The organism is Mycolicibacterium brisbanense (assembly GCF_001570425.1).
In the GTDB taxonomy this organism is placed as follows: Bacteria; Actinomycetota; Actinomycetes; order Mycobacteriales; family Mycobacteriaceae; genus Mycobacterium; species Mycobacterium brisbanense.
Map to the genome: position 1 here is coordinate 1 of NZ_BCSX01000056.1, position 25,896 is coordinate 25,896.

23 protein-coding genes and 1 rRNA gene are annotated in these 25,896 nt (G+C 67.0%); 14 read left to right on the forward strand and 10 right to left on the reverse strand.

The genetic code is table 11. The annotated features are described in order from the left end of the window. Nucleotides 1-98, forward strand: a 5S ribosomal RNA gene (rrf, locus tag RMCB_RS32715); the annotation flags it as partial. Nucleotides 99-160: 62 nt separating this feature from the next. Here rrf and RMCB_RS32720 read toward each other — a convergent pair. The 3 genes from RMCB_RS32720 to RMCB_RS32730 all read right to left on the reverse strand — a co-directional run bounded on the left by RMCB_RS32720 (nucleotide 161) and on the right by RMCB_RS32730 (nucleotide 3,854). Further along, nucleotides 161-658 carry a methylated-DNA--[protein]-cysteine S-methyltransferase gene (locus RMCB_RS32720; RefSeq protein ID WP_062832035.1) on the reverse strand — a complete coding sequence of 166 codons (498 nt, stop codon included), beginning with the start codon at nucleotides 656-658 and terminating at the stop codon, nucleotides 161-163. Then, on the reverse strand, nucleotides 655-2,172 hold the full coding sequence (locus RMCB_RS32725; RefSeq protein WP_062832036.1) for a DNA-3-methyladenine glycosylase 2 family protein: 1,518 nt from the start codon (nucleotides 2,170-2,172) through the stop codon (nucleotides 655-657). The genes RMCB_RS32720 and RMCB_RS32725 overlap by 4 nt, the downstream gene beginning before the upstream one ends. A 77-nt stretch (nucleotides 2,173-2,249) precedes the next feature. Continuing rightward, nucleotides 2,250-3,854: an adenylate/guanylate cyclase domain-containing protein gene (locus RMCB_RS32730; RefSeq protein ID WP_062832037.1), complete on the reverse strand. Its 1,605-nt coding sequence runs from the start codon at nucleotides 3,852-3,854 to the stop codon at nucleotides 2,250-2,252. A gap of 46 nt (nucleotides 3,855-3,900) precedes the next feature. Here RMCB_RS32730 and nucS point away from each other — a divergent pair, with 46 nt between their 5' ends. Both nucS and RMCB_RS36740 read left to right on the forward strand, forming a co-directional pair. Further along, nucleotides 3,901-4,575, forward strand: a complete 675-nt coding sequence (gene nucS / locus RMCB_RS32735) for an endonuclease NucS (RefSeq protein WP_062832038.1) — start codon at nucleotides 3,901-3,903, stop codon at nucleotides 4,573-4,575. After that, nucleotides 4,575-4,862, forward strand: a complete 288-nt coding sequence (locus RMCB_RS36740; RefSeq protein ID WP_072278587.1) for an Rv1322 family protein — start codon at nucleotides 4,575-4,577, stop codon at nucleotides 4,860-4,862. The genes nucS and RMCB_RS36740 overlap by 1 nt, the downstream gene beginning before the upstream one ends. 2 nt (nucleotides 4,863-4,864) lie before the next feature. On the opposite strand, the gene mce is transcribed toward RMCB_RS36740, so the two are convergent. Next, entirely contained in the window at nucleotides 4,865-5,341 is a 477-nt protein-coding gene (gene mce, locus RMCB_RS32745) for a methylmalonyl-CoA epimerase (protein ID WP_062832039.1), read from the reverse strand. An 84-nt stretch (nucleotides 5,342-5,425) separates the two neighbouring features. Here mce and RMCB_RS32750 point away from each other — a divergent pair, with 84 nt between their 5' ends. The 3 genes from RMCB_RS32750 to RMCB_RS32760 are packed head-to-tail and all read left to right on the forward strand — an operon-like array spanning nucleotide 5,426 to nucleotide 7,933. After that, a complete protein-coding gene (locus RMCB_RS32750; RefSeq protein WP_062832040.1) occupies nucleotides 5,426-6,604 on the forward strand; it encodes an acetyl-CoA C-acetyltransferase in 1,179 nt (392 codons plus the stop codon). Nucleotides 6,605-6,651: 47 nt separating this feature from the next. Then, entirely contained in the window at nucleotides 6,652-7,035 is a 384-nt protein-coding gene (locus RMCB_RS32755; protein ID WP_062832041.1) for a DUF3817 domain-containing protein, read from the forward strand. Between the two features lie 13 nt (nucleotides 7,036-7,048). Beyond that, nucleotides 7,049-7,933 (forward strand): tetratricopeptide repeat protein, encoded by an 885-nt coding sequence (locus tag RMCB_RS32760; protein ID WP_062832042.1) that lies wholly within the window; start codon nucleotides 7,049-7,051, stop codon nucleotides 7,931-7,933. A gap of 46 nt (nucleotides 7,934-7,979) precedes the next feature. On the opposite strand, the gene RMCB_RS32765 is transcribed toward RMCB_RS32760, so the two are convergent. From RMCB_RS32765 to RMCB_RS32775, 3 genes are all read right to left on the reverse strand, one after another. Then, nucleotides 7,980-9,128, reverse strand: coding sequence for an IS30 family transposase (locus RMCB_RS32765; RefSeq protein ID WP_109784507.1), 1,149 nt, complete (start codon nucleotides 9,126-9,128; stop codon nucleotides 7,980-7,982). 310 nt (nucleotides 9,129-9,438) lie between these two features. Continuing rightward, a complete protein-coding gene (gene glgB, locus RMCB_RS32770; protein ID WP_062832044.1) occupies nucleotides 9,439-11,646 on the reverse strand; it encodes a 1,4-alpha-glucan branching protein GlgB in 2,208 nt (735 codons plus the stop codon). Nucleotides 11,647-11,653: 7 nt separating this feature from the next. Then, nucleotides 11,654-13,732: an alpha-1,4-glucan--maltose-1-phosphate maltosyltransferase gene (locus RMCB_RS32775; protein WP_062832045.1), complete on the reverse strand. Its 2,079-nt coding sequence runs from the start codon at nucleotides 13,730-13,732 to the stop codon at nucleotides 11,654-11,656. A gap of 203 nt (nucleotides 13,733-13,935) precedes the next feature. On the opposite strand from RMCB_RS32775, the gene RMCB_RS32780 reads away from it, so the two are divergent. Both RMCB_RS32780 and RMCB_RS32785 read left to right on the forward strand, forming a co-directional pair. Next, complete coding sequence (locus RMCB_RS32780; protein ID WP_062832046.1) at nucleotides 13,936-16,539, forward strand: glycosyltransferase family 1 protein; 2,604 nt, start codon at nucleotides 13,936-13,938, stop codon at nucleotides 16,537-16,539. Further along, nucleotides 16,536-17,408 (forward strand): Vgb family protein, encoded by an 873-nt coding sequence (locus tag RMCB_RS32785; RefSeq protein ID WP_062832047.1) that lies wholly within the window; start codon nucleotides 16,536-16,538, stop codon nucleotides 17,406-17,408. Before RMCB_RS32780 ends, RMCB_RS32785 begins: the two co-directional genes overlap by 4 nt. Before the next feature lie 14 nt (nucleotides 17,409-17,422). Here RMCB_RS32785 and RMCB_RS32790 read toward each other — a convergent pair whose 3' ends face one another. From RMCB_RS32790 to RMCB_RS32800, 3 genes are read right to left on the reverse strand one after another with little or no spacing between them, the layout of a single operon-like run. Continuing rightward, on the reverse strand, nucleotides 17,423-18,865 hold the full coding sequence (locus tag RMCB_RS32790) for a neutral zinc metallopeptidase (protein ID WP_062832048.1): 1,443 nt from the start codon (nucleotides 18,863-18,865) through the stop codon (nucleotides 17,423-17,425). A 30-nt stretch (nucleotides 18,866-18,895) separates the two neighbouring features. Beyond that, entirely contained in the window at nucleotides 18,896-20,860 is a 1,965-nt protein-coding gene (locus RMCB_RS32795) for an ATP-dependent DNA helicase (protein ID WP_062832279.1), read from the reverse strand. 44 nt (nucleotides 20,861-20,904) lie between these two features. Then, on the reverse strand, nucleotides 20,905-22,215 hold the full coding sequence (locus RMCB_RS32800; protein WP_062832049.1) for a nicotinate phosphoribosyltransferase: 1,311 nt from the start codon (nucleotides 22,213-22,215) through the stop codon (nucleotides 20,905-20,907). Nucleotides 22,216-22,269: 54 nt separating this feature from the next. On the opposite strand from RMCB_RS32800, the gene clpS reads away from it, so the two are divergent. Genes clpS through RMCB_RS32830 form a run of 6 tightly spaced genes read left to right on the forward strand, consistent with a single transcriptional unit; the run spans nucleotide 22,270 to nucleotide 25,886 of the window. Further along, nucleotides 22,270-22,572: an ATP-dependent Clp protease adapter ClpS gene (gene clpS / locus RMCB_RS32805; protein ID WP_029371899.1), complete on the forward strand. Its 303-nt coding sequence runs from the start codon at nucleotides 22,270-22,272 to the stop codon at nucleotides 22,570-22,572. Between the two features lie 6 nt (nucleotides 22,573-22,578). Beyond that, a complete protein-coding gene (aosR, locus tag RMCB_RS32810; protein ID WP_029371901.1) occupies nucleotides 22,579-23,157 on the forward strand; it encodes an oxidative stress transcriptional regulator AosR in 579 nt (192 codons plus the stop codon). After that, nucleotides 23,158-24,177: a P1 family peptidase gene (locus tag RMCB_RS32815; RefSeq protein WP_062832050.1), complete on the forward strand. Its 1,020-nt coding sequence runs from the start codon at nucleotides 23,158-23,160 to the stop codon at nucleotides 24,175-24,177. Between the two features lie 13 nt (nucleotides 24,178-24,190). Further along, complete coding sequence (locus RMCB_RS32820; RefSeq protein ID WP_062832051.1) at nucleotides 24,191-24,607, forward strand: M67 family metallopeptidase; 417 nt, start codon at nucleotides 24,191-24,193, stop codon at nucleotides 24,605-24,607. A 28-nt stretch (nucleotides 24,608-24,635) separates the two neighbouring features. Next, on the forward strand, nucleotides 24,636-24,908 hold the full coding sequence (locus RMCB_RS32825) for a MoaD/ThiS family protein (RefSeq protein ID WP_062832052.1): 273 nt from the start codon (nucleotides 24,636-24,638) through the stop codon (nucleotides 24,906-24,908). A 3-nt stretch (nucleotides 24,909-24,911) separates the two neighbouring features. Continuing rightward, a complete protein-coding gene (locus RMCB_RS32830) occupies nucleotides 24,912-25,886 on the forward strand; it encodes a cysteine synthase (protein WP_062832053.1) in 975 nt (324 codons plus the stop codon). Nucleotides 25,887-25,896: the final 10 nt, after the last annotated feature.

Consider the following 25,896-nt stretch of genomic DNA (forward strand, 5'->3'; position numbering starts at 1 on the left):
GGCAGGGAAACGCCCGGTCCCATCCCGAACCCGGAAGCTAAGCCTGCCAGCGCCGATGATACTACCCACACGGGTGGAAAAGTAGGACACCGCCGAACACACATTAAGCCCCGGGCCCCCAATCACATTGGGGGCCCGGGCATTTGTGCGTTCAATTCTATTAATCGAAAAGCGCCGGTTCTCGGCGGCTTTTCTCCAATTCCAATAGTGCTCTTTTGCGGTCCAGCCCGCCGCCATATCCGGTGAGGCTGCCATTCGCGCCGATTACCCGATGGCACGGCACCACAATTCCAATGGGATTGTGCCCATTGGCCAAGCCGACCGCGCGAAATGCGCCCGGCGATCCGATTTCGCGAGCGATATCTCCATATGTGCAGGTCTCGCCGTACGGAATCGATTGCAGAGCGGCCCACACGCGCTGTTGAAAAGCCGTGCCGACCATGTGCAATTCCAGGTCGAATACGGTGCGCTCGCCGGCAAAGTACTCTGCCAACTGTTCGACGGCGTCGGGAAAGGCTGAGTCGTCGACCTCCCAACCGTCTCGGCTCGGCTCGTAGGTCTGGTCGACCATTCGAAGGTGCATCAATCGGCCATCGCGTCCTGCCAAGGTGAGCGGCCCGACGGGGCTGTCCACAGACCGGCATTGCAGTGTGGTCATCGTGTCTCCTGAACTGTCAGATCCTGCTGTTGGTGAGTCAGCGGCCACTCGTTGACTGCGTGGTCGAGGGTGGTCCACAGGTGCTGCGTCGCGTACGCCCGCCAAGGCCGCCAGCGGGCGCTGTAACGGGTCAGGGCGGTCTGCTCCGACGGCAGGCCGAGTTGTTCAGCGGCCAATCTCACGCCGAGGTCGCGGGCCGGGAAGGCATCAGGATCGCCGAGCCCGCGCATGGCGATCACTTCGGCACTCCACGGTCCGATCCCGGGCAGCGCCAACAGCTGCTCACGGGCTGCCGTCCAGTCGCAACCGGGGTCAAGGGCCAGGCGTCCGTCGGACAACGCATGAACCAGCGCACTGACCGTCCGGCGACGCGCGGCGGGCATGGCCAGGTGGGCCGGGTCGATTTCGGAGAGCTCCGCGACGTCGGGGAAGGCATGGGTCAGTCCGCCGTTGTCGTCGCGGATGGGCTGCCCGTAGGCCTTCACGAGCCGGCTCACGTGGGTGCGTGCGGCTTTGATGGATACCTGCTGGCCAAGCACCACCCTGATCGCCAACTCGGCTTCGTCGACGGTGCGAGGGATGCGTTGGCCGGGTGCCTTGGCCACCACAGTGGCCAGGTCCTGATCGGTGCTCAGCGCGTCGACCACCGCCTCGGGATCGGCATCGAGGTCCAGCAGCCGTCGGCACCGCGCGATAGCGGCGGCCAGGTCGCGGAAGTCGTCGAGCACCAATTGGCATCGGACATGATCGGGCTGCGGTTGCAGGCTGACGACGCCGTGGCCGTGTGGCAACCGCAGCGAGCGGCGTAGCCAGCCGTCGCGTACTTCCTCCAGTCCGGGCACCGCACTGGCCGCCAGGTGACCGAACAAGCCCTCGAACGCGAACGGCATGCGGACCGGCAGCCGCAGCGAGATCACCCCGGGTGCGGTGGGCTCGTCGCGGGCGAATCGGGTCGCCGCACGCCGGCGCAGTTCGGTGGGAGTCAGATCGCACACGGCCCTGACCGTGTCGTTGAACTGGCGGATACTGGCGAAGCCTGCCGCGAAAGCGACGTCACCGAAAGGCAATTCGGTGGTCTCGATCAGCACCCGCGCGGTCTGGGCACGCTGCGCGCGGGCCAGCGCCAGCGGGTTGGCGCCCAGTTCGGCCTGCAAGATGCGTTGCAGCTGCCGCGTGGTGTAGCCGACGCGTGCTGCCAGACCCGTGACGCCCTCGCGGTCGACGGTGCCGTCGGCGATGAGCCGCATGCACCGAGCGACTGCGTCGCCACGCACGTTCCATTCCGGGGATCCCGGTGATGCGTCCGGCCGACACCGTTTGCACGCCCGGAAGCCGGCAGCCTGTGCCGCGGCGGCGGTGGGGTAGAAGCGCATGTTGCGCGCCAGCGGCGGACGCACCGGGCAGCTAGGGCGACAATAGATTCCCGTGGTGAGCACCGCGGTGACGAACCAGCCGTCGAACCGGGCATCCTTCGACTGGACGGCCCGGTAACAGCGTTCGAAATCCTCGTGCACACCTGCAACGATGGCACGAGAAGGCCGACGGAACTAGCGGAAAAACGACATCGTCGTGGCGGTTGGGACTGCCCGGTTCAGACCGGAACCGCCAACTGGGTCGGTTCATCGAGGCCACGCAGCGTGACGGTGTCGCCCAACGACCAACGTGCCTTCTCGGCATCGGTGGCATTGGCAATGGTGTCCGATGACGCGACGAGCCGACCAGGCACGGATTTGGACAACTCGCACAGCCGGGCCGCCTCGTTGACCGGCTCGCCGATGACCGTGTACTCGAAGCGTTCTTTCGCACCCACATTGCCGGCGACCACCTGGCCCGCCGCCACGCCGATGCCGGCGGAGAGCTCTGGCACCGCGCTGCGCAGCCGCTCGGCGATGGCGCGGGCTGCGGCCAGTGCTTCGTCCTCGGCGCGCTCGAGGCGCACTGGGGCACCGAACACCGCGAGCACCGCGTCGCCCTCGAACTTGTTGACCAAACCCTGATGGCGGTCCACCTCGTCGACGATGACAGCGAAGAACCGGTTGAGCAGGGTGACCACCTCGGTCGCCGGCCTGCTCGTCACCAGCTGACTCGAACCGATCACATCCACGAAAATGACTGCGGCGTGCAGTTCTTCGCCGCCGAGCACCGGCTTCTGTTTTTCCGCCAGCTCGGCCACCTCTCGGCCGACGTGGCGGCCGAACAGATCGCGCACGCGTTCGCGCTCTCGCAACCCCTGCACCATGGAGTTGAAACCGCGTTGCATCTGACCGAGTTCGGTGCCGTCGAACACCACCAGGTTGGTGTTGAGATCGCCGTCCTCGACGCGTCGCAGCGCGGCCCGGACCACGCGGATGGGCGCCGCGGTCAGCCAGGTGGCAATCCACATCAGGATGAAACCGAACACCAGCGCGAACATTGCGAGCACCATGACGGCGACCGCGAACTGGGTGGGGGTGAGGTTCTGCAGCACCAGCGCGAACATCGCGGCCAGCAGAATGCCGAGGATCGGTACACCGGAGCCCAGTGCCCACACCACCATGGTGCGGCCCATGATGCCCGAGGACAGCCGTATCGGTGGCGGGCCGGCCTCGAGCGCCTGAGCGGCTACCGGACGCAGCGCGAACTCGGTGAACATGTAACAGCTGACTGACATGACGATGCCGGGAAAACTGATGCCCAGCAGGAACTTCGGGATGTAGTTGCTGTCGACCAGACCGTAGAGCGTGGTGAGCAGCGCGGTGCCGACGCCCCACAGGATCAACAGGACCGTGGTCAGGCGGCCGGGAGCGAGGAAGGTGTTGCGCTGGTCCTCACGGCTCGGTGGCCGTCCTTGCAGCGACCACCGCACATAGTTGATCACCCGGTTGGTCGCCCACACCACGCCGACGACCAACGCTGCGGCGACGTACGCCGGGGCGACGACGAAGGTGATCAACCGGACCTCCGGCGCGAACACGCTCGGGGTCGGGAACACCAGCGTGACGATCAGCAGCGAAACCCCGATGCCCAGCAGGTTCGCGACGATGACGAACGTCGTCAGGATGACCTGGATCCGCACGCGGCGCCGGCGCTGGCTCTCCGACACCCGGCCCAGGATCCACGATCCGTACGCCGGCTCGTCCTGGAGTCTGCTGCTCTGCCGGGTCAGGGTTTCCAGGACCCAGCCCAGCCGCTTCGCCACGGATTTGTCGGCCATCATTGAGGCGTCAGCCTAGTTCGTTCGTCGTGCCCTTAAGGTGGTTCGGGTGCGCCTCGTGATTGCCCAGTGCACTGTCGACTATGTGGGTCGGCTGACCGCACACCTTCCGTCCGCCCGCCGGCTGTTGTTGTTCAAGGCCGACGGTTCGGTGAGTGTGCACGCCGACGACCGTGCCTACAAGCCGCTGAACTGGATGTCTCCGCCATGTTGGGTCACCGAGGAAGACTCCGGCGGGGCGAACCTGCTGTGGGTGGTGGAGAACAAGGCCGGCGAGCAACTCCGGATCACCGTGGAGGACGTCGAGCATGACTCCAGCCACGAGCTCGGCGTCGACCCGGGCCTGGTCAAGGATGGCGTGGAGGCACATCTGCAGGCTCTGCTGGCCGAACACGTCGAATTGCTGGGCACCGGTTACACGCTGGTTCGCCGCGAGTACCCGACCGCGATCGGGCCCGTGGACCTGCTGTGCCGCGACGAACTCGGCGGATCGGTGGCCGTCGAGATCAAGCGGCGCGGCGAGATCGACGGTGTCGAACAGCTGACCCGCTACCTTGAATTGCTCAACCGCGACAGCGTGTTGGCGCCGGTGGCGGGGGTGTTCGCGGCCCAGCAGATCAAACCGCAGGCTCGCACCCTGGCGATGGACCGTGGAATCCGTTGTGTGACATTGGATTACGACCAGATGCGCGGCATGGACAGCACCGAGTACCGGCTGTTCTGATGGGACGGCGACGCAGAGAGCCTCGGAGGCTGCCGCCGACGTTGTCGACGCGTCGAATCGAAACGGGCCCTGACGGTTACGACTACGAAGTGCGCGTCGTCACCGCGTCACGCGCGGTCAAGGTGTACCGCTGCCCCGGATGCGACCACGAAATTCGTTCGGGCACAGCACATGTCGTGGTATGGCCCGCGGACATGGGAGAGGCCGCCGTCGACGACCGCAGACACTGGCATACGCCCTGCTGGGCGAACCGGACCAATCGGGGTCCGACGCGCAGATGGTCTTGAGGTCAGTGATCCGAGTCGGCGGCCGGCTCGACCAACTCGACCAGCACGCCGCCGGCGTCCTTGGGATGGACGAAGTTGATCCGTGAGTTCGCGGTGCCCTTGCGCGGGGCGTCGTACAGCAGACGCACGCCCTGGCTGCGCAGCCGCTCGCTCAATGCGTCGATATCGCTCGTGCGGTAGGCCAGCTGCTGCAGACCCGGACCGCGCTTGTCGATGAACTTGGCAATGGTCGAGTTCTCGTCCAGCGGCGACATCAGCTGGATCTGGGCGCTGCCCTTGGGGGCGCCGCGGACCGAGAGCATCGCTTCGCGTACGCCCTGCTCTTCGTTGATTTCCTCGTGCAGCACGATCATGCCGAGGTTGTCGTGGTACCACTTGATCGACGCATCGAGGTCGGGCACCGCGATACCGACATGATCGATCGCGGTCACCAGTGCGCTGGAGAGCGCCGGACGGGTATCGACATGTTCGGTGGTCATAACGCAACGGTAACCTTTACTTGAATGTTCGCGGAATGTGTGATCGGCCACACAGCTCTTTCAACCACCCACTGGAGGTAACAAATGACAACGTCGGTGATCGTTGCTGGAGCGCGCACTCCGGTTGGGAAATTGATGGGTTCACTCAAGGATTTCTCGGGGAGTGACCTGGGTGCGATCGCCATTCGCGGTGCGCTTGAGAAGGCCGGCGTCGACGCGTCGCTCGTCGAGTACGTGATCATGGGGCAGGTGCTCACCGCCGGTGCCGGGCAGATGCCTGCGCGCCAGGCCGCGGTGGGTGGCGGCATCGGCTGGGATGTGCCTGCCCTGACCATCAACAAGATGTGCCTGTCCGGCATCGATGCCATTGCGCTGGCCGATCAGCTCATCCGGGCCGGCGAGTTCGACGTCGTGGTCGCGGGTGGCCAGGAGTCGATGACGCAGGCTCCGCACCTGCTGCCCAAGAGCCGTGAGGGTTACAAGTACGGCGACGTCACCGTGCTCGATCACCTGGCCTACGACGGGCTCCACGACGTGTTCACCGATCAGCCGATGGGCGCTCTGACCGAGCAGCGCAACGAGGTCGACAAGTTCACGCGCGCCGAGCAGGATGAGTTTGCTGCACAGTCGCATCAGAAGGCCGCCGCGGCATGGAAAGACGGCGTCTACGCCGACGAGGTGGTGCCGGTATCCATCCCGCAGCGCAAGGGTGACCCGATCGAGTTCGCCGAGGACGAGGGCATCCGCGCCAACACCACAGCCGAGTCTCTCGCTGGGCTGCGCCCGGCCTTCCGCAAGGACGGCACCATCACCGCGGGTTCGTCGTCGCAGATCTCCGATGGTGCCTGCGCCGTCGTGGTGATGAACAAGGCCAAGGCCGAGGAGCTGGGGCTGAACTGGTTGTGTGAGATCGGCGCGCACGGTGTCGTCGCGGGTCCGGACTCCACGCTGCAGTCTCAGCCGGCCAACGCCATCAAGAAGGCGATCGCCCGCGAAGGCATCACGGCCGACCAGCTGGACGTCATCGAGATCAACGAGGCATTCGCTGCGGTATCGCTCGCGTCGACCAAGGAGCTCGGGGTGGACCCGGCGAAGGTCAACGTCAACGGCGGTGCCATCGCCATCGGCCACCCGATCGGCATGTCCGGTGCCCGCATCACGCTGCACGCCGCGCTGGAGCTGGCGCGCAAGGGTTCGGGCTACGCCGTCGCCGCGCTCTGCGGTGCCGGTGGCCAGGGCGACGCGCTCGTGCTGCGCCGCTGACAGCTATCAACGACGCCGTGTAGTAGCTGGCGGGCCGCTCGGGCACAATGGCGGCCATGACACGCTCCTTCGACCTGCGTACCGTCTCGGGCTGGTTCCGGCTCATCGCCCTCGCGGAGGCGGTGAGTTGGGCCGGCCTGCTGGTCGGCATGTACTTCAAGTACCTGGGCACCCCGCGCACCGAGGTCGGTGTCAAGGTGTTCGGGCCTATCCACGGCGGCATCTTCATCGCGTTCGTGGTGGCCGCCGTGCTGGTCGGGATCGCGCATAAGTGGGGCGTCGGCACCTGGATCCTGGCGTTGCTGGCCAGCATCGTGCCCCTCGGCAGTGTGATTTTCGTCATGTGGGCTGATCGCACGGCCCGTCTCACGCCGGCCGGTGGCTCGGCCGTGGTGCTGCAACCGGGAGGCGCAGTCCCCGAAACGACGTGACAGACTTGATGCCGTGACACGTCCACGTCCTTCCATTGGACCGGCGCTGGCCGGTGCGGTTGATCTGTCGGCACTCAAGCAGCGGCCCGCTGAGGGCACCGCGTCCGCGGCACCCGGTGGGGTCGAGGTCACCGAAGCCAACTTCGAGGCCGAGGTTCTGGTCCGATCCAGCCAGGTGCCGGTGGTGGTGCTGCTGTGGTCGCCACGGAGCGAGGCGAGCGCGGCGCTGGGCGATGCGCTGGCCGGTTTGGCCGCCGCCGACGGCGGTAAGTGGTCCCTGGCGGTCGTCAATGTCGACACCACGCCACGGCTCGCGCAGATGTTCGGCATTCAGGGTGTGCCCACGGTCGTCGCGCTTGCCGGTGGGCAGCCGATCGCCAGCTTCGAGGGTCCGCAGCGGCCCGAGCAGTTGCGTCGGTGGGTCGACTCGCTGCTGCAGGCCACGGCAGGCAAGCTCGAGGGCGGGCCGGAGGGGGAGGCCGAACAGGTCGATCCCGAGCTGGCGGCGGCCCGCGACCACTTGGACAACGGTGACTTCGCCGCCGCACTGACCGCCTACCAGGCCATCCTCGACTCCAACCCGAACCACGCGGAGGCCAAGGGCGCAGTCCGGCAGATCGCGTTTCTGCAGCGGGCCAGCGTGCAGCGCCCCGATGCGGTGGCCGTCGCCGACGCAAACCCGGCTGATATCGAGGCAGCGTTCGCCGCAGCCGACGTCGAGATCCTGCAGCAGCAGGTCTCGGCCGCCTTCAACCGGCTGATCGCGCTCGTCAAGCGGACGGCTGGAGATGAGCGCACCGCCGTGCGTACGCGGTTGATCGAGCTGTTCGACCTGTTCGACCCCGCTGACCCTGAGGTGGTCGCCGGCCGTCGTAACCTCGCGAACGCGCTCTACTGATTTCACCCGCGAGCAGACACTGCGGTCCCCGACACGCCGCTTGGATTCAGGCGGTGGCTGCAGCGAATGTGGACGGGTCTGAGAGTAGTCGGTCGAGTTCTTCGGCGGGAGTACGCCATTTGAGGCGTTTGCGTGGCCGGGCGTTGAGTTCGGCGGCGACTTGGTCGAGCCAGCCCGGCCCGTAGAACGACAGGTCGGTGCCCTTCGGGAAGTATTGGCGCAGTAGTCCGTTGGTGTTCTCGTTGGTTCCACGCTGCCAGGGGCTGTGTGGGTCGCAGAAGTAGATCGGCAGCCCGGTGGCCTCGGTGATCTTGGTGTGCAGAGCCATCTCTTTGCCTTGGTCCCAGGTCAGCGAGCGGCGCAGCACCTCGGGAATCTCGGGGACCTTGGCGCTCATGGCGTCAGCCAGGGTTTCGGCAGTGCGGTCGCCGGGCAGGTGCAGCAGCATCACGAATCCGGTGGTGCGCTCCACCATGGTGCCGATCGCCGAACCCGAGGCAGTGCTGCCCAAAATGAGGTCGCCCTCCCAATGCCCGGGGATCGCCCGGTCCTTGGCTTCGACCGGGCGCTCACTGATATTGATCATGCCTTTGAGCTTGCCCCGATTGGTTTCGTTGCGGCCCTGCGGTTTTCGCTGTGTACGGCCGGTCCGCAACGCGCTCTTGACCAGCCGGGCCAATTCCCCGCGCGGCTGAACATACATGGCCTGGTAGATCGTCTCGTGTGACACCCACATCTCCGGATCGTCGGGGAAATCCTGCCGCAGCCGCGCCGCGATCTGCGCCGGACTGTGCCGCTTCTTCAAGCGTGCCACCACCTCGCCCAACAGCGCAGGGTGCTCGTCAAGCTTGCGTTCCTTGGGTCGCCGCCGGTTGGCCTCGGCGACATCCTGGCCCACCCGCGCCCGATACCCCGAGTTGGTCACCCCCCGAGCGATCTCACGACAAACAGTGTCCTTGTGCCGGCTCAATAATTCGGCAGCCTGCACCGGGGTATGGCCGTCCTGCAGGATCTGTTCCAGTCGGCACCGTTCGAGAAACGACAACGGTCCCTTCGGCGGGGACAGGTCGGGCTCGATATCGGCAGGTCCAACCGTTCTAGGCACGTATCCAGCTTGTTTCACCCACCGCTTACCAGCATGCTCTGACACACCGGCGGTGACCGCAGCCGCCGACACAGTGGCGCCGGCGAACATCTGCTCCCAGAACACACCGCGGGCCGCCTGGGAATATCGGATCCCGCAATACACACGGTCAGCGCGATAACCAGCCTCCTGGGCCCACTGCTGCCCCTTCCGCTGCGACACTCCCGCAACAGTGGCCGCCGCCGTCACCGACAGCCCCGACCCCACCGACTCCCAAAACCGCTCCCGCACCGACTCCGGCACCGCCGAACCAGGCTCCCGAAACCCCACCGAACAACACCTCCAAACACAACAGGTGCTGCAACCACCGATTGAGTCTGAGCCGATGTTCGGGGACCGCAGTGTCTGCTCGGCGGATGAACTAGGCGGGCTCGAACCAGAGCGCGGACAGTGGCGGCAGCACCATGACCGCCGACGCCGGACGGCCGTGCCATGGCTCGTCGGTGGCCTCTACCGCGCCGTAGTTCCCGATGCCTGATCCGTTGTAGAGCGTGGCGTCGGTGTTGAGCACTTCCTTCCAGGTGCCTGCGTGCGGCAGACCCAGCCGGTATTGACTGTGCTCGGTGCCTGCGAAGTTGATCACGCAGGCCAGGATGGAGCCGTCCGCGCCGAACCGCAGGAAGCTCAACACGTTGTTGGCCGAATCGTTGGCGTCGATCCACGAGTAGCCCTCGGGCGAGGTGTCGCGGCTCCACAGCGCCGGGTGGCTGCGGTAGATCGCGTTGAGGTCGTGCACCAACCGTTGCACGCCGCCGGAGAAGCCCTGCTCGTCGAGCTGGAACCAGTCGAGGCCACGTTCCTCGGACCACTCGGCGCGCTGCCCGAATTCCTGGCCCATGAACAGCAGCTGCTTGCCCGGGTGGGCCCACTGGTAGGCCAGCAGGCTGCGCAGGCCGGCGGCTTTCTCGTGATCGCCGCCGGGCATCCGCCCCCATAGCGTGCCCTTGCCGTGCACCACCTCGTCGTGGCTGATGGGCAGCACGTAGTTCTCGCTGAACGCGTAGAGCATGGAGAACGTCATCTCGTGGTGGTGATAGCTGCGGTATATCGGGTTACGGCTGATGTAGTCCAGGGTGTCGTTCATCCAGCCCATGTTCCACTTCATCGAGAAACCAAGGCCACCAAGGTTTGTGGGCCTGGTGACGCCGGGCCACGAGGTGGATTCCTCGGCCACGGTGACGATGCCGGGGGCGGCTTTGTGCACAGTGGCGTTCATCTCCTGCAGGAACTGCACGGCCTCCAGGTTTTCCCGCCCGCCGTAGATGTTGGGCGTCCAACCACCTTCCGGCCGCGAGTAGTCGAGATAGAGCATCGACGCCACGGCGTCCACGCGCAGGCCGTCGACGTGGTACTCCTGCAGCCAGTACAGCGCGTTGGCGACCAGGAAGTTGCGCACCTCGGCCCGGCCGAAATCGAAAACGTAGGTGCCCCAGTCCAATTGTTCGCCGCGGCGAGGATCTGAGTGCTCATACAGTGCGGTCCCGTCGAACCGGCCCAGCGCCCACGCGTCCTTGGGGAAGTGCGCGGGCACCCAGTCCACGATCACCCCGATCCCGGCCTGGTGCAGGGTGTCGACCAGGTACCGGAAATCGTCGGGGGAGCCCAGGCGTGCTGTCGGCGCGTAGTACGACGTGACCTGGTAGCCCCACGACCCACCGAACGGATGCTCGGCCACGGGCAGTAGCTCGACATGGGTAAAGCCCTGTTCGACAACGTATTCGGTGAGCTGCTCGGCGAGCTCCCGATACGACAGGCCGGGACGCCACGACATCAGGTGCACCTCGTAGGTGCTCATCGGCTCGAACACCGGATTGAGCTCGGCGCGCCGCGTCATCCAGTCGGTGTCGTCCCACTCGTAGGAACTGGTGAACACGCGCGACGCGGTATGCGGGGGCACCTCGGTGGCGAACGCCATCGGGTCGGCACGGTCGGAGACCGACCCGTCGGCGCCGTGCACCCGCAGCTTGTAGAGCCCGTCGACCGGGAAGTCCGGCCAGAACAGTTCCCACACGCCCGTCGAACCCAGTACCCGCATCTGGGCTTCGTTGCCGTCCCAGTGGTTGAAGTCGCCGATCAGGCTGACGCCCTTGGCATTAGGCGCCCACACCGCGAACGACACGCCGTCCACGACGCCGTCCGGTGTGGTGAACGACCGGCGGTGCGCACCGAGAATCTCCCAGAGCCGTTCGTGGCGTCCCTCGGCGAACAGGTGCAGGTCGAGCTCGCCGAGCGTCGGCAGGAACCGGTAGGCGTCGGCGGTGGTATGGACGTCGACGGTGTCGTCGGCGCCCGGGTAGCCGATCTCCAGGCGATAGTCCACCAGGTTGGTGTAGGGCACCGCCACCGCGAACAGCCCGGATTCCAGGTGCTCGAACGGAAATCGCTCGCCACCGATCAGCGCGGTCACCGTGACGGCATGCGGCCGGTAGGCCCGGATGACGGTGTGATCACCCGATTCGTGCGCGCCCAGGATCGCGTGCGGATCGTGGTGTTCGCCGGCGAGGAGCCGGTGCACATCCGACGGGTCGGGCCGCAGCTGTGCATTGGTGAGTTGATTGCTTCGCGTCATCGTGCCCTCATTCCCTGCGTAGCAAGTCGAGTCGTTTGTCCTGCGGTATCAGCGGCATGTTCAACACGTGTGCCACCGCTTTGGCCGGATCGATGCGGATGTAATTGGACTGGCCCCATTGGTATTCCTCACCCGTGATCTCGTCACGCACCCAGAACCGGTCGTAGGACTCCATCCCGAGCGCCTCCATGTCCAGCCACAGTGTGGATTCCTCGGGGCCGAATGCGTTGAGCGTCACCACCACCAGCACCGTGTCGCCGGTGATCGGGTCGAACTTGCTGTAGGCCAGCAGTGCATCGTTGTCGATGTGGTGGAACGTCACGTTGCGCAGCTGCTGCAGCGCCGGGTGCAACCGGCGAATCTCGTTGAGCCGCGTGAGAAATGGCTCGAGTGATTCACCCGCGGCCAGCGCTGCCTCGAAATCGCGGGGACGCAGCTGGTACTTCTCCGAGTCCAGGTACTCCTCGCTGCCCTCGCGCACCGCCCGGTGCTCGTAGAGCTCGTACCCGGAGTACACCCCCCAGGTGGAGCTCAGCGTCGCGGCCAGCACCGCGCGGATGGCGAACATGCCGGGGCCACCGTGTTGCAGGCTCGCGTGCAGGATGTCGGGGGTGTTGACCCACAGGCTCAGCCGGGCGCAGTCGGAGTATTCGGCGACCTCCTTGCCGAATTCGGTGAGCTCCCACTTCGATGTGCGCCAGGTGAAGTAGGTGTAGGACTGCGTGAACCCCAGCTTGGCCAGCCCGTACAGGCGCGCGGGCCGGGTGAACGCCTCGGATAAGAACAGCACGTCAGGATCGTCGTTCTTGACCTCGGCGATCAACCACGCCCAGAAGTTCGGCGGTTTGGTGTGCGGGTTGTCAACCCGAAACACCTTGACACCGTGGGATATCCAGTACCGCACCACGCGCAGCACCTCGTGGTAGAGGCCCGCCGGGTCGTTGTCGAAATTGAGCGGGTAGATGTCCTGGTATTTCTTGGGCGGGTTCTCGGCGTAGGCGATCGTGCCGTCGGGCAGCACGGTGAACCATTCCCGGTGGGCCTTGGCCCACGGATGGTCGGGTGCGCACTGCAGGGCCAGATCCAGCGCCACCTCCAGACCCTGATCACGTGCGGCGGCGACGAACGCGTCGAAGTCGTCGATCGTGCCCAACTGCGGGTGCACGGCGTCATGGCCGCCTTCGTCGCTGCCGATCGCCCACGGCGACCCGACGTCGCCGGGCGCGGCCGTGACCGAGTTGTTGCGGCCTTTGCGGTGCACTTTGCCGATCGGGTGGATCGGGGGCAGGTAGACGATGTTGAATCCCATCCGCGCGATCCGGGGCAGGGCGTCGGCGGCGGTGGCGAAGGTGCCGTGCACGGGATGCCCATCGGCGTCCCAGCCGCCGGTGGAGCGCGGGAACATCTCGTACCACGAGCTGAACCGGGCCAGCGGCCGGTCCACCCACACCCCGTACCGCTCACCGCGCGTGAGCAATTCGCGCAGCGGGTACTGCGCCAGCAGCCCGGTGACCTCCTCGGACAACGCGGCACCGGCGCGGGTGAAGGGATCACCGGGTTCCCATAGCGCAGCCGCGGCCGACAGCAGTGGTTCGCGCAGGTCGTGCGGCATACCCGCGGCCGCGCGCTCCAGCAGCCGCGCGCCGACCAGCAGATCGTTGGACAGTTCGCCTTCGCTCTGGCCGGCCTCGAGCTTCGCCTCTACCGCGTGGCGCCAGGTCGCGATGGGATCACCCCAACCATCCACCCGGAACGTCCACAGGCCGACCCGGTCGGGGATGAACTGGCCGTGAAACACATCAGGCGTGCGGCCCTGCGACATCGGAAGCGCCTGCGGCTTGATCCGCGCGGCAGGGGCCACGACGTCCTGGATCGGTACGGGCGGCGGTGCCGGGGTGGGTCCGTCGGCCAGTCGCGGATAGTCCGTGCCGTGATAGCGCACGACCAGGGTGGCCGCCACCTTGTCGTGGCCTTCACGCCACACCGTCGCGCACACCGGCACCACTTCGCCGACGACGGCTTTCGCGGGGAAACGCCCACCGGATATCGCTGGCGCGACGTCATCGATTCCGATACGACCGGCCACCCGTCACTCCTCACGTTGGATAACGCTGTTCCTTTGAACTGCCCTGTCGCGTCCAGTACCCACCGTAGTGTCCGGTCGAACCTGGCGGGGAAGAAGCAGTGCAGGTGTTGATTTCCCTTTGCGCAGGCCTGCACGGGTGTGGTTTTGTGTGGTCCAATACTCATCGCCTGCGAGATCGCGATTTGTCAGTAAGGTGATGTCGCGTGAAAGCCCTCCGACGGTTCACTGTCCGCGCCCATCTGCCCGAGCGGCTGGCGGCTCTGGAGCGCCTGTCGATCAACTTGCGCTGGTCTTGGGACAAGCCCACGCAGGATCTGTTCGCCGATATCGACCAGGCGCTATGGAAGACCGCCGGCGGAGATCCGGTCGCGTTGTTGGGCGCCGTCAGTCCCAAGCGGCTCGACGAGCTGGCCGGTGACGAGTCCTTCGTCAGCCGTCTCGACGGATTGGCCGCGGATCTGGACAACTACCTGACCCGCCCGTTGTGGTACCAGCAGCAGGCCGACGAGGGTGTGGAGATGCCGAAGGGCATCGCCTACTTCTCGATGGAGTTCGGTGTTGCCGAGGTGCTGCCCAACTACTCCGGTGGTCTGGGCATCCTGGCCGGTGACCACCTGAAATCGGCGTCGGATCTTGGTTTGCCGCTGATCGCCGTCGGGCTGTACTACCGGTCCGGCTATTTCCGGCAGTCGCTGACCGCCGACGGCTGGCAGCACGAGAACTATCCGTCTCTGGATCCCCAGGGCCTGCCGCTGCGACTGTTGACCGACGCGGCAGGTGAACCCGTGACGGTGACGCTCGCCCTGCCCGATTCGCGTGAACTGGCTGCGCGGGTGTGGATCGCGCAGGTGGGCCGAATCCCGTTGCTGCTGTTGGACTCTGACATCCCAGAGAACGAGCATGACCTGCGTGGGGTGACCGACCGACTCTACGGCGGTGACCAGGAGCACCGGATCAAGCAGGAGATCCTTGCGGGTATCGGCGGAATCCGGGCGATCCGGGCGTTCATCGAGGCAGAGAATCTGCCCGCGCCCGAGGTGTTCCACATGAACGAGGGCCACGCCGGATTCCTCGGGCTCGAACGCATCCGCGAATTGGTCGCTGCCGGACTGGACTTCGACACGGCACTGACGGTCGTGCGGTCTTCGACGGTGTTCACCACCCACACGCCGGTGCCCGCGGGCATCGACCGGTTCCCGGTGGACATGGTCAAGCGGTACTTCGGCAGTTCATCCGATGGACAAGGCGATTCGCGTCTGCTGCCGGGGGTGCCGCTGGACCGCGTCATCGCGTTCGGCGCCGAGGACGATCCGTCGAAGTTCAACATGGCGCACATGGGTCTGCGGTTGGCGCAGCGGGCCAACGGCGTCTCATTGCTGCACGGGCGGGTGAGCCGCGAGATGTTCAACGACCTGTGGCCGGGATTCGATCCGAACGAGGTGCCCATCGGGTCGATCACCAACGGCGTGCACGCCCCGACGTGGGCGGCGCCGCAGTGGGTGGCGTTGGGCCGCGAGCTCATCGGGTCCGATGATCTCGGGTCGCTGCGCGAGCCGGCCCTGTGGCAGCGACTGCAGGAGGTCGACCCGGGGCACCTGTGGTGGATCCGGTCGCAGTTGCGCGAGACGCTCATCGCCGACGTGCGTGACCGGCTGCGCCGGTCGTGGCTGGAGCGCGGTGCCTCTGATGCGGAATTGGGCTGGATCGCAACGGCTTTCGATCCGTCGGTGCTGACCATCGGGTTCGCCCGCCGGGTGCCGACCTACAAGCGGCTGACATTGATGTTGCGTGATCCGGAGCGGCTGCAGGCGCTGCTGCTCGATGAGCACCGTCCCGTGCAGTTGATCGTGGCGGGCAAGTCGCATCCGGCCGACGACGGTGGCAAGGCGCTGATCCAGCAGATCGTCAAATTCGCCGACCGGCCCGAAGTGCGGCACCGCATCGCGTTCCTTCCCGACTACGACATGTCGATGGCCCGGTTCTTGTACTGGGGCTGTGATGTGTGGCTGAACAACCCGCTGCGGCCGTTGGAGGCATGTGGCACATCGGGTATGAAGAGCGCGCTCAACGGCGGACTCAACCTGTCCATCCGCGACGGTTGGTGGGACGAGTGGTACGACGGCGAAAACGGTTGGGAGATCCCGACTGCCGACGGGCTGCTCGACGAGGGACGCCGCGACGACCTGGAGGCCGCCGCACTCTACGACCTGCTGGAGAAAGCGGTCACCCCGAAGTTCTACGAGCGCAACGAACATGGGGTGCCGACGCGCTGGGTCGAGATGGTCCGCCACACCCTGCAGGAGCTCGGTCCGAAGGTGCTCGCGTCGCGGATGGTGCGCGACTACACCGAGAAGTACTACCTGCCTGCCGCCCAGTCGCTGCGCAAGACCGTCCAACCGGCCTCGGGCGAACCGTTCGGTGCCGCAGCCGAACTGGCCGACTACCGGCGCCGCGCGCAGCTGGCCTGGTCCAAGATCGAGATCACCGACGTGGACAGCTACGGGCTGCCCGATACGCCGCTGCTGGGGTCACAGCTCACGCTGACGGCGACCGTGCAACTGGCGGGCCTGGCACCCGACGAGGTGGTAGTCCAAGCCGTGCTCGGCCGCGTCGACGCCACCGACTCGATCACCGAGCCGGTCACGGTGTCGATGACCCACACCGGGACGGCCGACGGCGGCAATGAGGTGTTCTCGACCACCACGCCGCTGCCGGTGGCAGGGCCGGTGGGCTACACCGTACGAGTGCTGCCGCATCACCCCTTGCTGGCCGGTGACAACGAACTCGGACTGGTGACGCTGGCTTGAGCTCAGCACTCAAATTCGTTGTCGACGGCGGTCCTTACGCGCTGACGGCAGGCCGCGACGGCGCCATGTGGGTGACGCTGGTGCATGCCGGGGCCGTCGCACGGATATCCGCCGACGGCGAGGTGACCGTCCATGCGGTGGGTGAGGGTTCGCGACCGTCGATCATCACCGCGGGGCCCGACGGGGCGCTGTGGTTCACCCGCAGCGGGGACGACCGGATCGGTCGGATCACCGCTGCGGGTGACCAGTCGGAGTTCGAACTGCCGTCCGGCAGCGCCCCTTTCGGCATAGTCACCGGGCCGGACGACGCTTTGTGGTTCACGGCGATGACGTCCGGGGTGATCGGCCGGATCAGCACCGCCGGTGAGATCACCACCGAGGCGACCGTGGGTGGCGTGCCGTCGATGATCACCCGTGGCCCCGACGACGCACTGTGGTTCACCCTCAACGAGGGGAACGCGATCGGCAGGCTGACCCTCGCCCGCACGCGAGGAGGGCAAGGTAGCGGCACGCTCACCAAGCGTCAATTGCCCACGCCCGCAGCGGGTCCGGTCGGAATCGCGGCGAGCCACGACGATGCGGTGTGGTTCACCGAGATCCGCGCCGACAAGTTGGGGCGAATCCCGATGGACGATGCCATCCAGGAACTGGATCTGCCCGGCAAACCGCATGCCGTGGTCGCCGACCCGTCGGGCGGCGTATGGGTAAGCCTATGGGGCTCAGATCAATTGGCGAGAGTCAGTGACGACGGCGAGGTGATCACTTTCGACCTGCCGTCGGGCAGTGAGCCCCACGGTCTGTCGATCGGCCCGGACGGCGCGGCTTGGGTGGCGCTGGAGTCCGGCTTCGTGCTGCGCATGCCGAACTGAATCGTTCTCGGCCGTCAGTCGAATCGCTTGAAGCAGCGCTCGGCGTCGCCGAGCACACCGAGCCGGAACGCGTCGATGCGGGAGAAACCCGACGGCACCGATTCGCCGTTGACGTCACTGGCCACCAGGCCGTTGGTGAGGATGCCCGACACCGCTTCGTCGATGTCGCCCGCCGTCAGCACGATGCTGTCGCCGTTGCTCAGCGTCAGGTTCTTGCTGAGCTTCGCGTTGGCCACACCGGTCAGGCATGCGGTCCGCAGGGCGGCTTTCGCGTTGTTCAGCGGTACGCCACGTGCGCTCTGCAGGGACAGCATGTACCGCGACGTCAGGACCGAGAAGGCGGTGTTGTCCCCGTTGGCCGGCGCCATGGCGCCGTCGTCCTCGCTCTTGACGCCCATCGCCGCGAGATCGTTGAGGTCGACGACGATGGTGTTGGTGGCCGGGCAGTAGGAGGCCGGTGGACTGGGCCTGGCGTTGGGGCAGGTCGTCGCGTCGTCGGCCGAGAAGCTGAGCTGCGGCGGTTTGGCCGGTTTGAATATCGTGTTCAGCGCGTCGACCATCGCGCGCACCCACTTCTCGGTGATCGGCAGCTCGCCGGTCTGATCCTCCGGTAGCAGCACCGGGAGGTCTCCGCGGCGCTGCTTGATCTCCTTGACGTCGATCGCGGCGCAGGCCGACGGGCCATCGGTGAACCCGAACTGGAACGCCGAGACCCGCTCGAAGGCCGAGCCGTGTTCGTTGACGCCGGCTTGCGCGTCGTCCTCGCTCTGCAGCGGATCGCGGAACGCGATCACCGCGGCCAGGACATTGTTGAGCCCGTCGCCGGTGTTGAGCGTGAAGCGGGGCGAGTTGCCCTCGGCCACCCACCGCATGTACGTGCCTGCCAGGCAGTCGGCCTGCTGCTCGGACACCAGCGTCGGGGTTCCTCGGGTGATGAGCTTGGCCTGTTGCTGCACCGAATGGCCGTATTCGTGGGCCAGCACCAGCACCGCGGCCATGTCGCCGCCGTCCTTGCGCAGCGACGGCATCAGCACGCCGCGGTCCCAGCCGATGCTGCGGTCGAGCTTGCAGAACGCGGCGTTGACCAGCCCGTAGGTGCTCTCGCCACAGAACTGCCCTTCGTATCCGTGCGCGTCCCATGAGATCAGTTCGGACACCGGTTCGAACGACCCGTCGAACGAGTCGGAGTAGGCGCTGTGCCAGAAGTCCTCGATGTCGCTGACGGCATCGCCGGCCAGCTTGTCGACGTCGCCGTTGTCGGTGCCGGTGACGTCGCGCGAACCCGCCTCGGCGTTGGGCCGCAGCCCGCTGGGCCCGTCGGTCGCGGGCATGCCTGCCACCGAGAACGGATCGGCGAACACCGAGACGGGATTGCCCTGCAACACCGTCGAGCAGGACAGGACCGGCAACACCGCGCACGCGGCGGTCGCGATGCGGGCCAGGCGCCGTCGACTCATGGAGCTACAGGATAGTGAAAACGCGCAATCTCAGCTGGCGCCACGCAATCGGCGCAGGGCCTGGCGCACCCGGTCGCCGTCGGTGGTGGACCAGAACGGTGGCAGCGACGCGCGCAGGTACCCGCCGTAGCGGGCGGTCGCCAGCCGGGAATCGAGCACCGCGACCACGCCGCGGTCGTCGGTGTGGCGCAGCAGCCGGCCCGCGCCCTGCGCCAGCAGCAACGCGGCGTGATTGGCGGCGACCGCCATGAAGCCGTTGCCGCCGCGGGCGCTGATCGCCCGTTGTCGCGCGGTCAGCAGCGGATCATCGGGACGGGGGAACGGAATCCGGTCGATCAGCACCAACGACAGCGAAGGCCCTGGCACGTCGACGCCCTGCCACAGGGACAGGGTGCCGAACAGCGAGGTTTCGGGATCGGCCGAAAACTGTTGCACCAGAGCGGAAGTGGTGTCGTCTCCCTGACACAGCACCGGGGTGTCGAGGCGCTCGCGCATGACCTCGGCGGCGGCCTTCGCGGCCCGCATCGAGGAGAACAGGCCCAGCGTGCGTCCGCCCGCCGCGGTGATCAAACCCTCGATCTCGTCGAGCATGTCGTCGCCGGTGCCGTCGCGGCCAGGTGGCGGTAAATGCTTGGCGACGTAGAGGATTCCGGATTTGGCGTGCTCGAATGGCGACCCGACGTCGATGCCGCGCCAGCCCGGCGTCGTAGCACCCTCGGAATCGTCCGGCTTGGCCAGACCCCACGCCCTTGCCATGGCGTCGAAGTTGCCGCCGAGGCTCAGGGTGGCCGAGGTCAGCACGGCTGTGGTGTGGTCAAAGAGTCTGGTGCGCAACAACCCTGACACCGTCAGCGGGGCCACCCGCAGGACGGTCCGGATGCTTCCGCGCGATTCTTCATGGTCCAGCCACACGACGTCCGTGCGGTCCGGGATGGCCGGGACGAATGACGACAGGATGCGGGTGGCGGTGTCGTCGACGTCGGTCAGCGCGGTCACGGCCTCGTTGCGGGCGACCGCGGCCTTCGGATCGCTCGGCGCGGTGTCGATCGCCATCTTGGCCTTGCTGGCAGCATCGCGCAGGGCCGTCAGATAGGTGGCCAGCTCGTCGTCGAGCACGTCGATGCGGCCGGGCTCGGTGTCGTGCAGCAGTGAGGACAGCGTCGCGATGGTGGCCTCGAGTCGTTCTGCGAGTTCGGGATCCACCAGCCTGGCGGCTCGTCGATGCGCCACGGCCATCGACGTCGGGGAGAGTTCGGCAGTGGCGACCCCGGTGACCCGGTCGGCCAGCTCGTGGGCTTCGTCGACGACCAGCAGTTCGTACTCGGGCAGCACCGCGAAATCGGAGAGTGCGTCGATGGCCAGCAGGGCGTGGTTGGTCACCACCACGTCGGCGGCGCCGGCCAGGCCGCGGGCCCGTTCGGCGAAGCAGTCGGTGCCGTACTGGCAGCGTGACACGCCGACGCACTCCCGCGCCGAGACGCTGACCTGGCTCCAGGAGCGGTCCGGCACACCCGGAATCACCTCGTCGCGGTCGCCGGTCTCGGTGTCCGACGACCAGTCCAGCAGGCGCTGCACGTCACGACCCATCGCACTGATGGCCATGGGTGAGAACAACTCGTCCTGCGGACGGTCCTCCGGTTCGCCGGCACCGTTGTGGATCTTGTTGAGGCACAGGTAGTTTCCCCGGCCCTTCAGCAATGCGAAGGTGGGGCGGCGGGGGAGCGCACCGGCCAGCGACTCCACGAGCCGGGGCAGATCGCGATCCACCAGCTGGCGCTGCAGCGCGATGGTGGCGGTCGAGACGACGACCGGCTGCTCGGTGGCCAGGGCGTGCGCGATCGCCGGGACCAGGTAGGCAAGCGATTTGCCGGTTCCGGTGCCGGCCTGCACCGCCAGGTGCTCACCGGATTCGAAGGCGCGGGCGACAGCCTGTGTCATCTCGATCTGACCGGTGCGGCGGGCGCCACCCAGTCCGTCCACGGCGACCGCGAGCAGGTCGGTGACGTCCTTGGAAAAGTCGGATTCCGGCGTGGGAGCTCCTAACGATCCTGGGCGGGCACCATGCGGGTGCCGATGGCCGGTTCGCCGCGGGAGAGTTTGAGCCCGTCCCACGGCAGGCTGTGCAGCCCGTCAGCGACCCGCTCGCGCGCGGCGATGAGTTCCTCGGCAGGCGTCGCATCGGACACCGGCTCGCCGCCCGTCACCAACGGCACGGTGAGTGTGCGTGCAGTCAGGCCTGATGGAACCGGCGGGGGCTGCCCGTACGGATAGATGACCTCTTCGACGATGGTTCCGGAGGTCTTGGCCAGCCGCAGTGCCTGTTTGCGGCCGCCGTGCGACTCTTTGTGGCTGCTGCGTTTGGCCACGCCGATGCCGTCGACCTCGACGAGCTTGTAGACCATGCTCGCGGTGGGTGCACCCGAACCGGTGACCACCGAGGTGCCCACGCCGTAGCTGTCCACGGGTTCGGCGCGCAGCGCCGCGATCGCGAACTCGTCGAGGTCGCCCGAGACCACGATGCGCGTCGAGGCGGCGCCCAGCCCGTCGAGCTGTGTGCGGACCTGGCGGGCCAGCACACCGAGATCGCCGGAGTCGATGCGGACGGCGCCGAGCTCGGTCCCGCCGACTGCGATCGCGTTGGCAACGCCTGTGGTGATGTCGTAGGTGTCCACCAGCAACGTGGTGTCGGTGCCGAGGGCGGCCACCTGCCCGCGGAACGCGGCCTGCTCGTCGGAGCCCGACGCGGTCGTGTGCAACAGGGTGTAGGCGTGCGCCGCGGTGCCCATCGTGGGCACGCCGTAGCGGCGCTCGGCCTCGAGGTTCGACGTGCCCGCGAACCCGGCGAGATAGGCAGCGCGGGCGGCGGCGACGGCGGCCTGCTCGTGGGTGCGCCGGGAGCCCATCTCGATCATCGGCCGGCCCTCCGCGGCGCTGGTCATGCGGGCCGCGGCGGAGGCGATCGCCGTGTCGTGGTTGAAGATTGACAGTACGAGCGTCTCGAGGATCACGCACTCGCCGAAGCTGCCGTGCACCGAGAGCACCGGCGAACCGGGGAAGTACAGCTCACCCTCCGCGTAGCCGTCGACGTCGCCGCGGAAGCGGTAGTCGGCGAGGTACGCCAGCGTCGCGTCGTCCAGGAAATCCAGCGTCGCCAATGCGGTGTCGTCGAACCTGAACTGCCCCAAGGCTTCGACGAAGCGTTGGGTGCCCGCGACCACGCCGTAGCGGCGCCCTTCGGGCAGCCGGCGGGCAAAGACCTCGAACGTCGTCTGACGGTGCGCGGTGCCGTCGCGAAGCGCGGCGGCGAGCATGGTCAGCTCGTACTTGTCGGTGAGCAACGCGACCGTCACAGCAGCAACCGTAGCCGTTTCCGGGTTTGGGGATCGCGCCGGTATTGTGAGCCCATGGTTACACCGGCGAAGGCCCGTCCGGGTACCCGGGAAGAAGTTGACGTCGCCGGGGCCGAGGCCACCGACAGTCCATGGGTGACCATCGTGTGGGACGACCCAGTCAATCTGATGACGTACGTGACCTACGTCTTCCAGAAACTCTTCGGCTACAGCGAGCCGCACGCCACCAAACTCATGTTGCAGGTGCACAACGAGGGCAAGGCCGTGGTGTCTGCGGGCAGCCGTGAATCCATGGAGGTCGACGTGTCGAAACTGCACGCCGCCGGGCTGTGGGCGACCTTGGCGCAGGACCGCTGATCGACGGTGCGCAAGTGGAAGCGGATCCAAACCGCTGACGGCCCGCGGTTCCGCTCGTCGTTGGCTGCCCATGAAGCCGTATTGCTACAGAACCTGGTGACCTCCTTGCTGGGCATGCTCGAGGAACGCGAATCCTCGGTGCCCACAGACGAACTGCACGCCATCACCGGCATCCGGACCGGCAACCCGCAGCCCCCGCAGGACGACACCCTGCGCCGGCTGCTGCCCGATTTCTACCGACCCGCCACCGAGCACCCGGCCGGCTCCGGCACCGCCGAGAGCCTCAACAGCGCGTTGCGCGGCTTGCACGAGCCCGAGATCATCGACGCCAAACGCGATGCGGCGCAACGGTTGTTGGACACGCTGCCGGACGGCGGCGGCAAGTTCGAGTTGACCGAGAGCGACGCGCAGGCCTGGGCCGCCGCGGTCAACGACGTCCGTCTGGCGCTCGGCACCATGCTCGACATCAGGCCCGACGGTCCGCACCGGCTGTCGCAGGAGCACCCCATGGCCGGGCACCTCGACGTGTACCAGTGGCTCACGGTGCTGCAGGAGTACCTCGTGCTGGGACTCATGGGCAAGTAGATGGGCTCGATCACCGACGTCGGCGGCATCCTGGTCGGCCACCATCACCGCATCGACCCGGACGTCACGCTGGGTGCCGGCTGGGCCTCGGGCAGCACGGTCGTCCTGGCTCCGCCCGGCACGGTCGGTGCCGTCGACGGTCGCGGCGGCGCGCCGGGAACGCGCGAGACCGATTTGCTCGACCCGATCAACACCGTCCGGCACGTCGACGCCGTTGTTCTCTCCGGCGGCAGTGCGTACGGCTTGGCCGCCGCCGACGGCGTGATGACCTGGCTGGAGCAGCAGGGTCGCGGTGTCGCGATGGACGGCGGGGTGGTTCCCATCGTCCCTGCCGCGGTGATCTTCGATCTGCCCGTCGGCGGATGGGCGAACCGGCCGACCGCCGAGTTCGGCTACGCCGCCGCGGCCGCGGCAGGCGCCCAGTTCGGTCTCGGCACGGTCGGGGCCGGGGTGGGTGCACGGGCCGGGGTGCTCAAAGGTGGCGTCGGCACGGCGTCGACCGTGCTGCCCGACGGGGTGACCGTGGGCGCCCTGGTGATCGTCAATGCCGCCGGCGACGTCGTCGACCCCGCAACCGGGCTGCCCTGGATGACCGCACTGACCCACGAGTTCGGCCTCGTCGCGCCACCGGCGAATCAGCTCGCCGCCTACGCCGATCTGCATACCGAACTGAGCCCGCTGAACACCACCATCGCAGTCGTGGCGACCGATGCCGCGCTGAGCAAGGCGGCATGCCGCCGGGTTGCGGTGGCCGCTCACGACGGGCTGGCCCGCACGATCGCACCGTGCCACACCCCGCTGGACGGCGACACGGTGTTCGCGCTCGCTACCGGCGCGGTGACGGTTGAACCGGCCCCGAAAACCCCGGCGGCGATGTCGCCCGAGACCATGCTGGTGGCCCGCATCGGAGCCGCCGCGGCGGAGGTGTTGGCCCGGGCAGTGCTGGTCGGAGTGCTGGCCGCGGATGCGGTGGCAGGAATACCCACCTACCGTGACATGTTGCCGGGAGCGTTCGGATGAAGGGAGCCGTCCAGTGTTGGTGATTCGCCGTGACCTCGTCGAGGCCATGGTGGCCCATGCGCGGGCGGACCATCCTGACGAGGCGTGTGGAGTGATCGCCGGGCCTGAGGGCTCCGATCGGCCCGACCGATTCATCGCGATGGTCAACGCCGAGCGCTCGCCGACGTTCTACCGGTTCGATTCGGGTGAGCAGCTCAAGGTGTGGCGCGCGATGGACGAGGCCGACGAGGTGCCCGTCGTCATCTACCACTCGCATACGGCGACCGAGGCATATCCGAGCCGCACCGACATCGCGTACGCGTCGGAGCCCGATGCGCACTACGTGCTGGTCTCGACCCGCGACCCGAACGAGCACGAACTGCGCAGCTATCGGATCCTCGACGGCGTCGTCACCGAAGAACCCGTCCAGATCGTCGAGCAATACCACTGAGCATCAACAAGACGTAGAAGGAGACCGCATGTCTATCTCTGTCTCGATCCCCACCATCCTGCGCCCGCACACCGGCGGGCAGAAGCGGGTCAGCGCCTCCGGCGACACGCTGGCCGCAGTGATCAGCGACCTGGAGGCCAACTATTCGGGTCTCTCCGACCGGCTCGTGGACAACGGCAAGTTGCACCGCTTCGTCAACATCTACGTCAACGACGAGGACGTGCGATTCTCCGGCGGCCTGGACACCGTGATCGCCGATGGCGATTCGGTGACCATCCTGCCTGCCGTAGCCGGCGGATAGTCGATGGCTCGGCACGACTCACTGCTGCAGGCTCTCGGCGACACCCCGCTGGTCGGACTGCAGAATCTCTCGCCCCGCTGGGACGACGGCGCCGACGGAACCCCGCACGTGCGGCTATGGGCCAAACTCGAGGACCGCAACCCGACCGGCTCGATCAAGGACCGGCCTGCGCTGCGGATGATCGAGCAGGCCGAGCGCGACGGGCTACTAGAGCCCGGGGCCACCATCCTGGAACCGACCAGCGGCAACACCGGTATCTCGCTGGCGATGGCGGCCCTGCTCAAGGGCTACAACATGATCTGCGTGATGCCGGAGAACACCTCCATCGAACGGCGCCAGATCCTGGAGCTCTACGGCGCCAGGATCATCTTCAGCCCCGCCGAAGGTGGTTCCAATACGGCCGTCGCCACCGCCAAAGAGCTTGCGGCACAAAACCCGTCGTGGGTGATGCTGTACCAATACGGCAACCCGGCGAACTCCGACGCGCACTATTACGGCACAGGGCCCGAGCTGCTGGCCGACCTGCCGGAGATCACGCACTTCGTCGCGGGGCTCGGCACCACCGGCACCCTGATGGGCACCGGCCGCTTTCTGCGCGAGCAGGTGCCCGGTGTGCAGATCGTGGCCGCCGAACCGCGGTACGGCGAGGGTGTGTACGCGCTGCGCAACATCGACGAGGGGTTCATTCCCGAGCTCTACGATCCGGCGGTGCTGACCACGCGGTTTTCCGTCGGCTCGTACGACGCCGTGAAACGCACCCGCGACCTGGTGACCCGCGAAGGGATCTTCGCCGGCATTTCGACCGGTGCCGTGCTGCACGCCGCGCTGGGCATGGCCGCCAAGGCGGACAAGGCCGGTGAGCGCGCGGACATCGCGTTCGTGGTGGCCGACGCCGGATGGAAGTATCTGTCGACCGGTGCCTACGCCGGTAGCCTGGATGACGCGGAGGACGCGTTGGAAGGGCAGTTGTGGGCATAGAGGTGTGGGC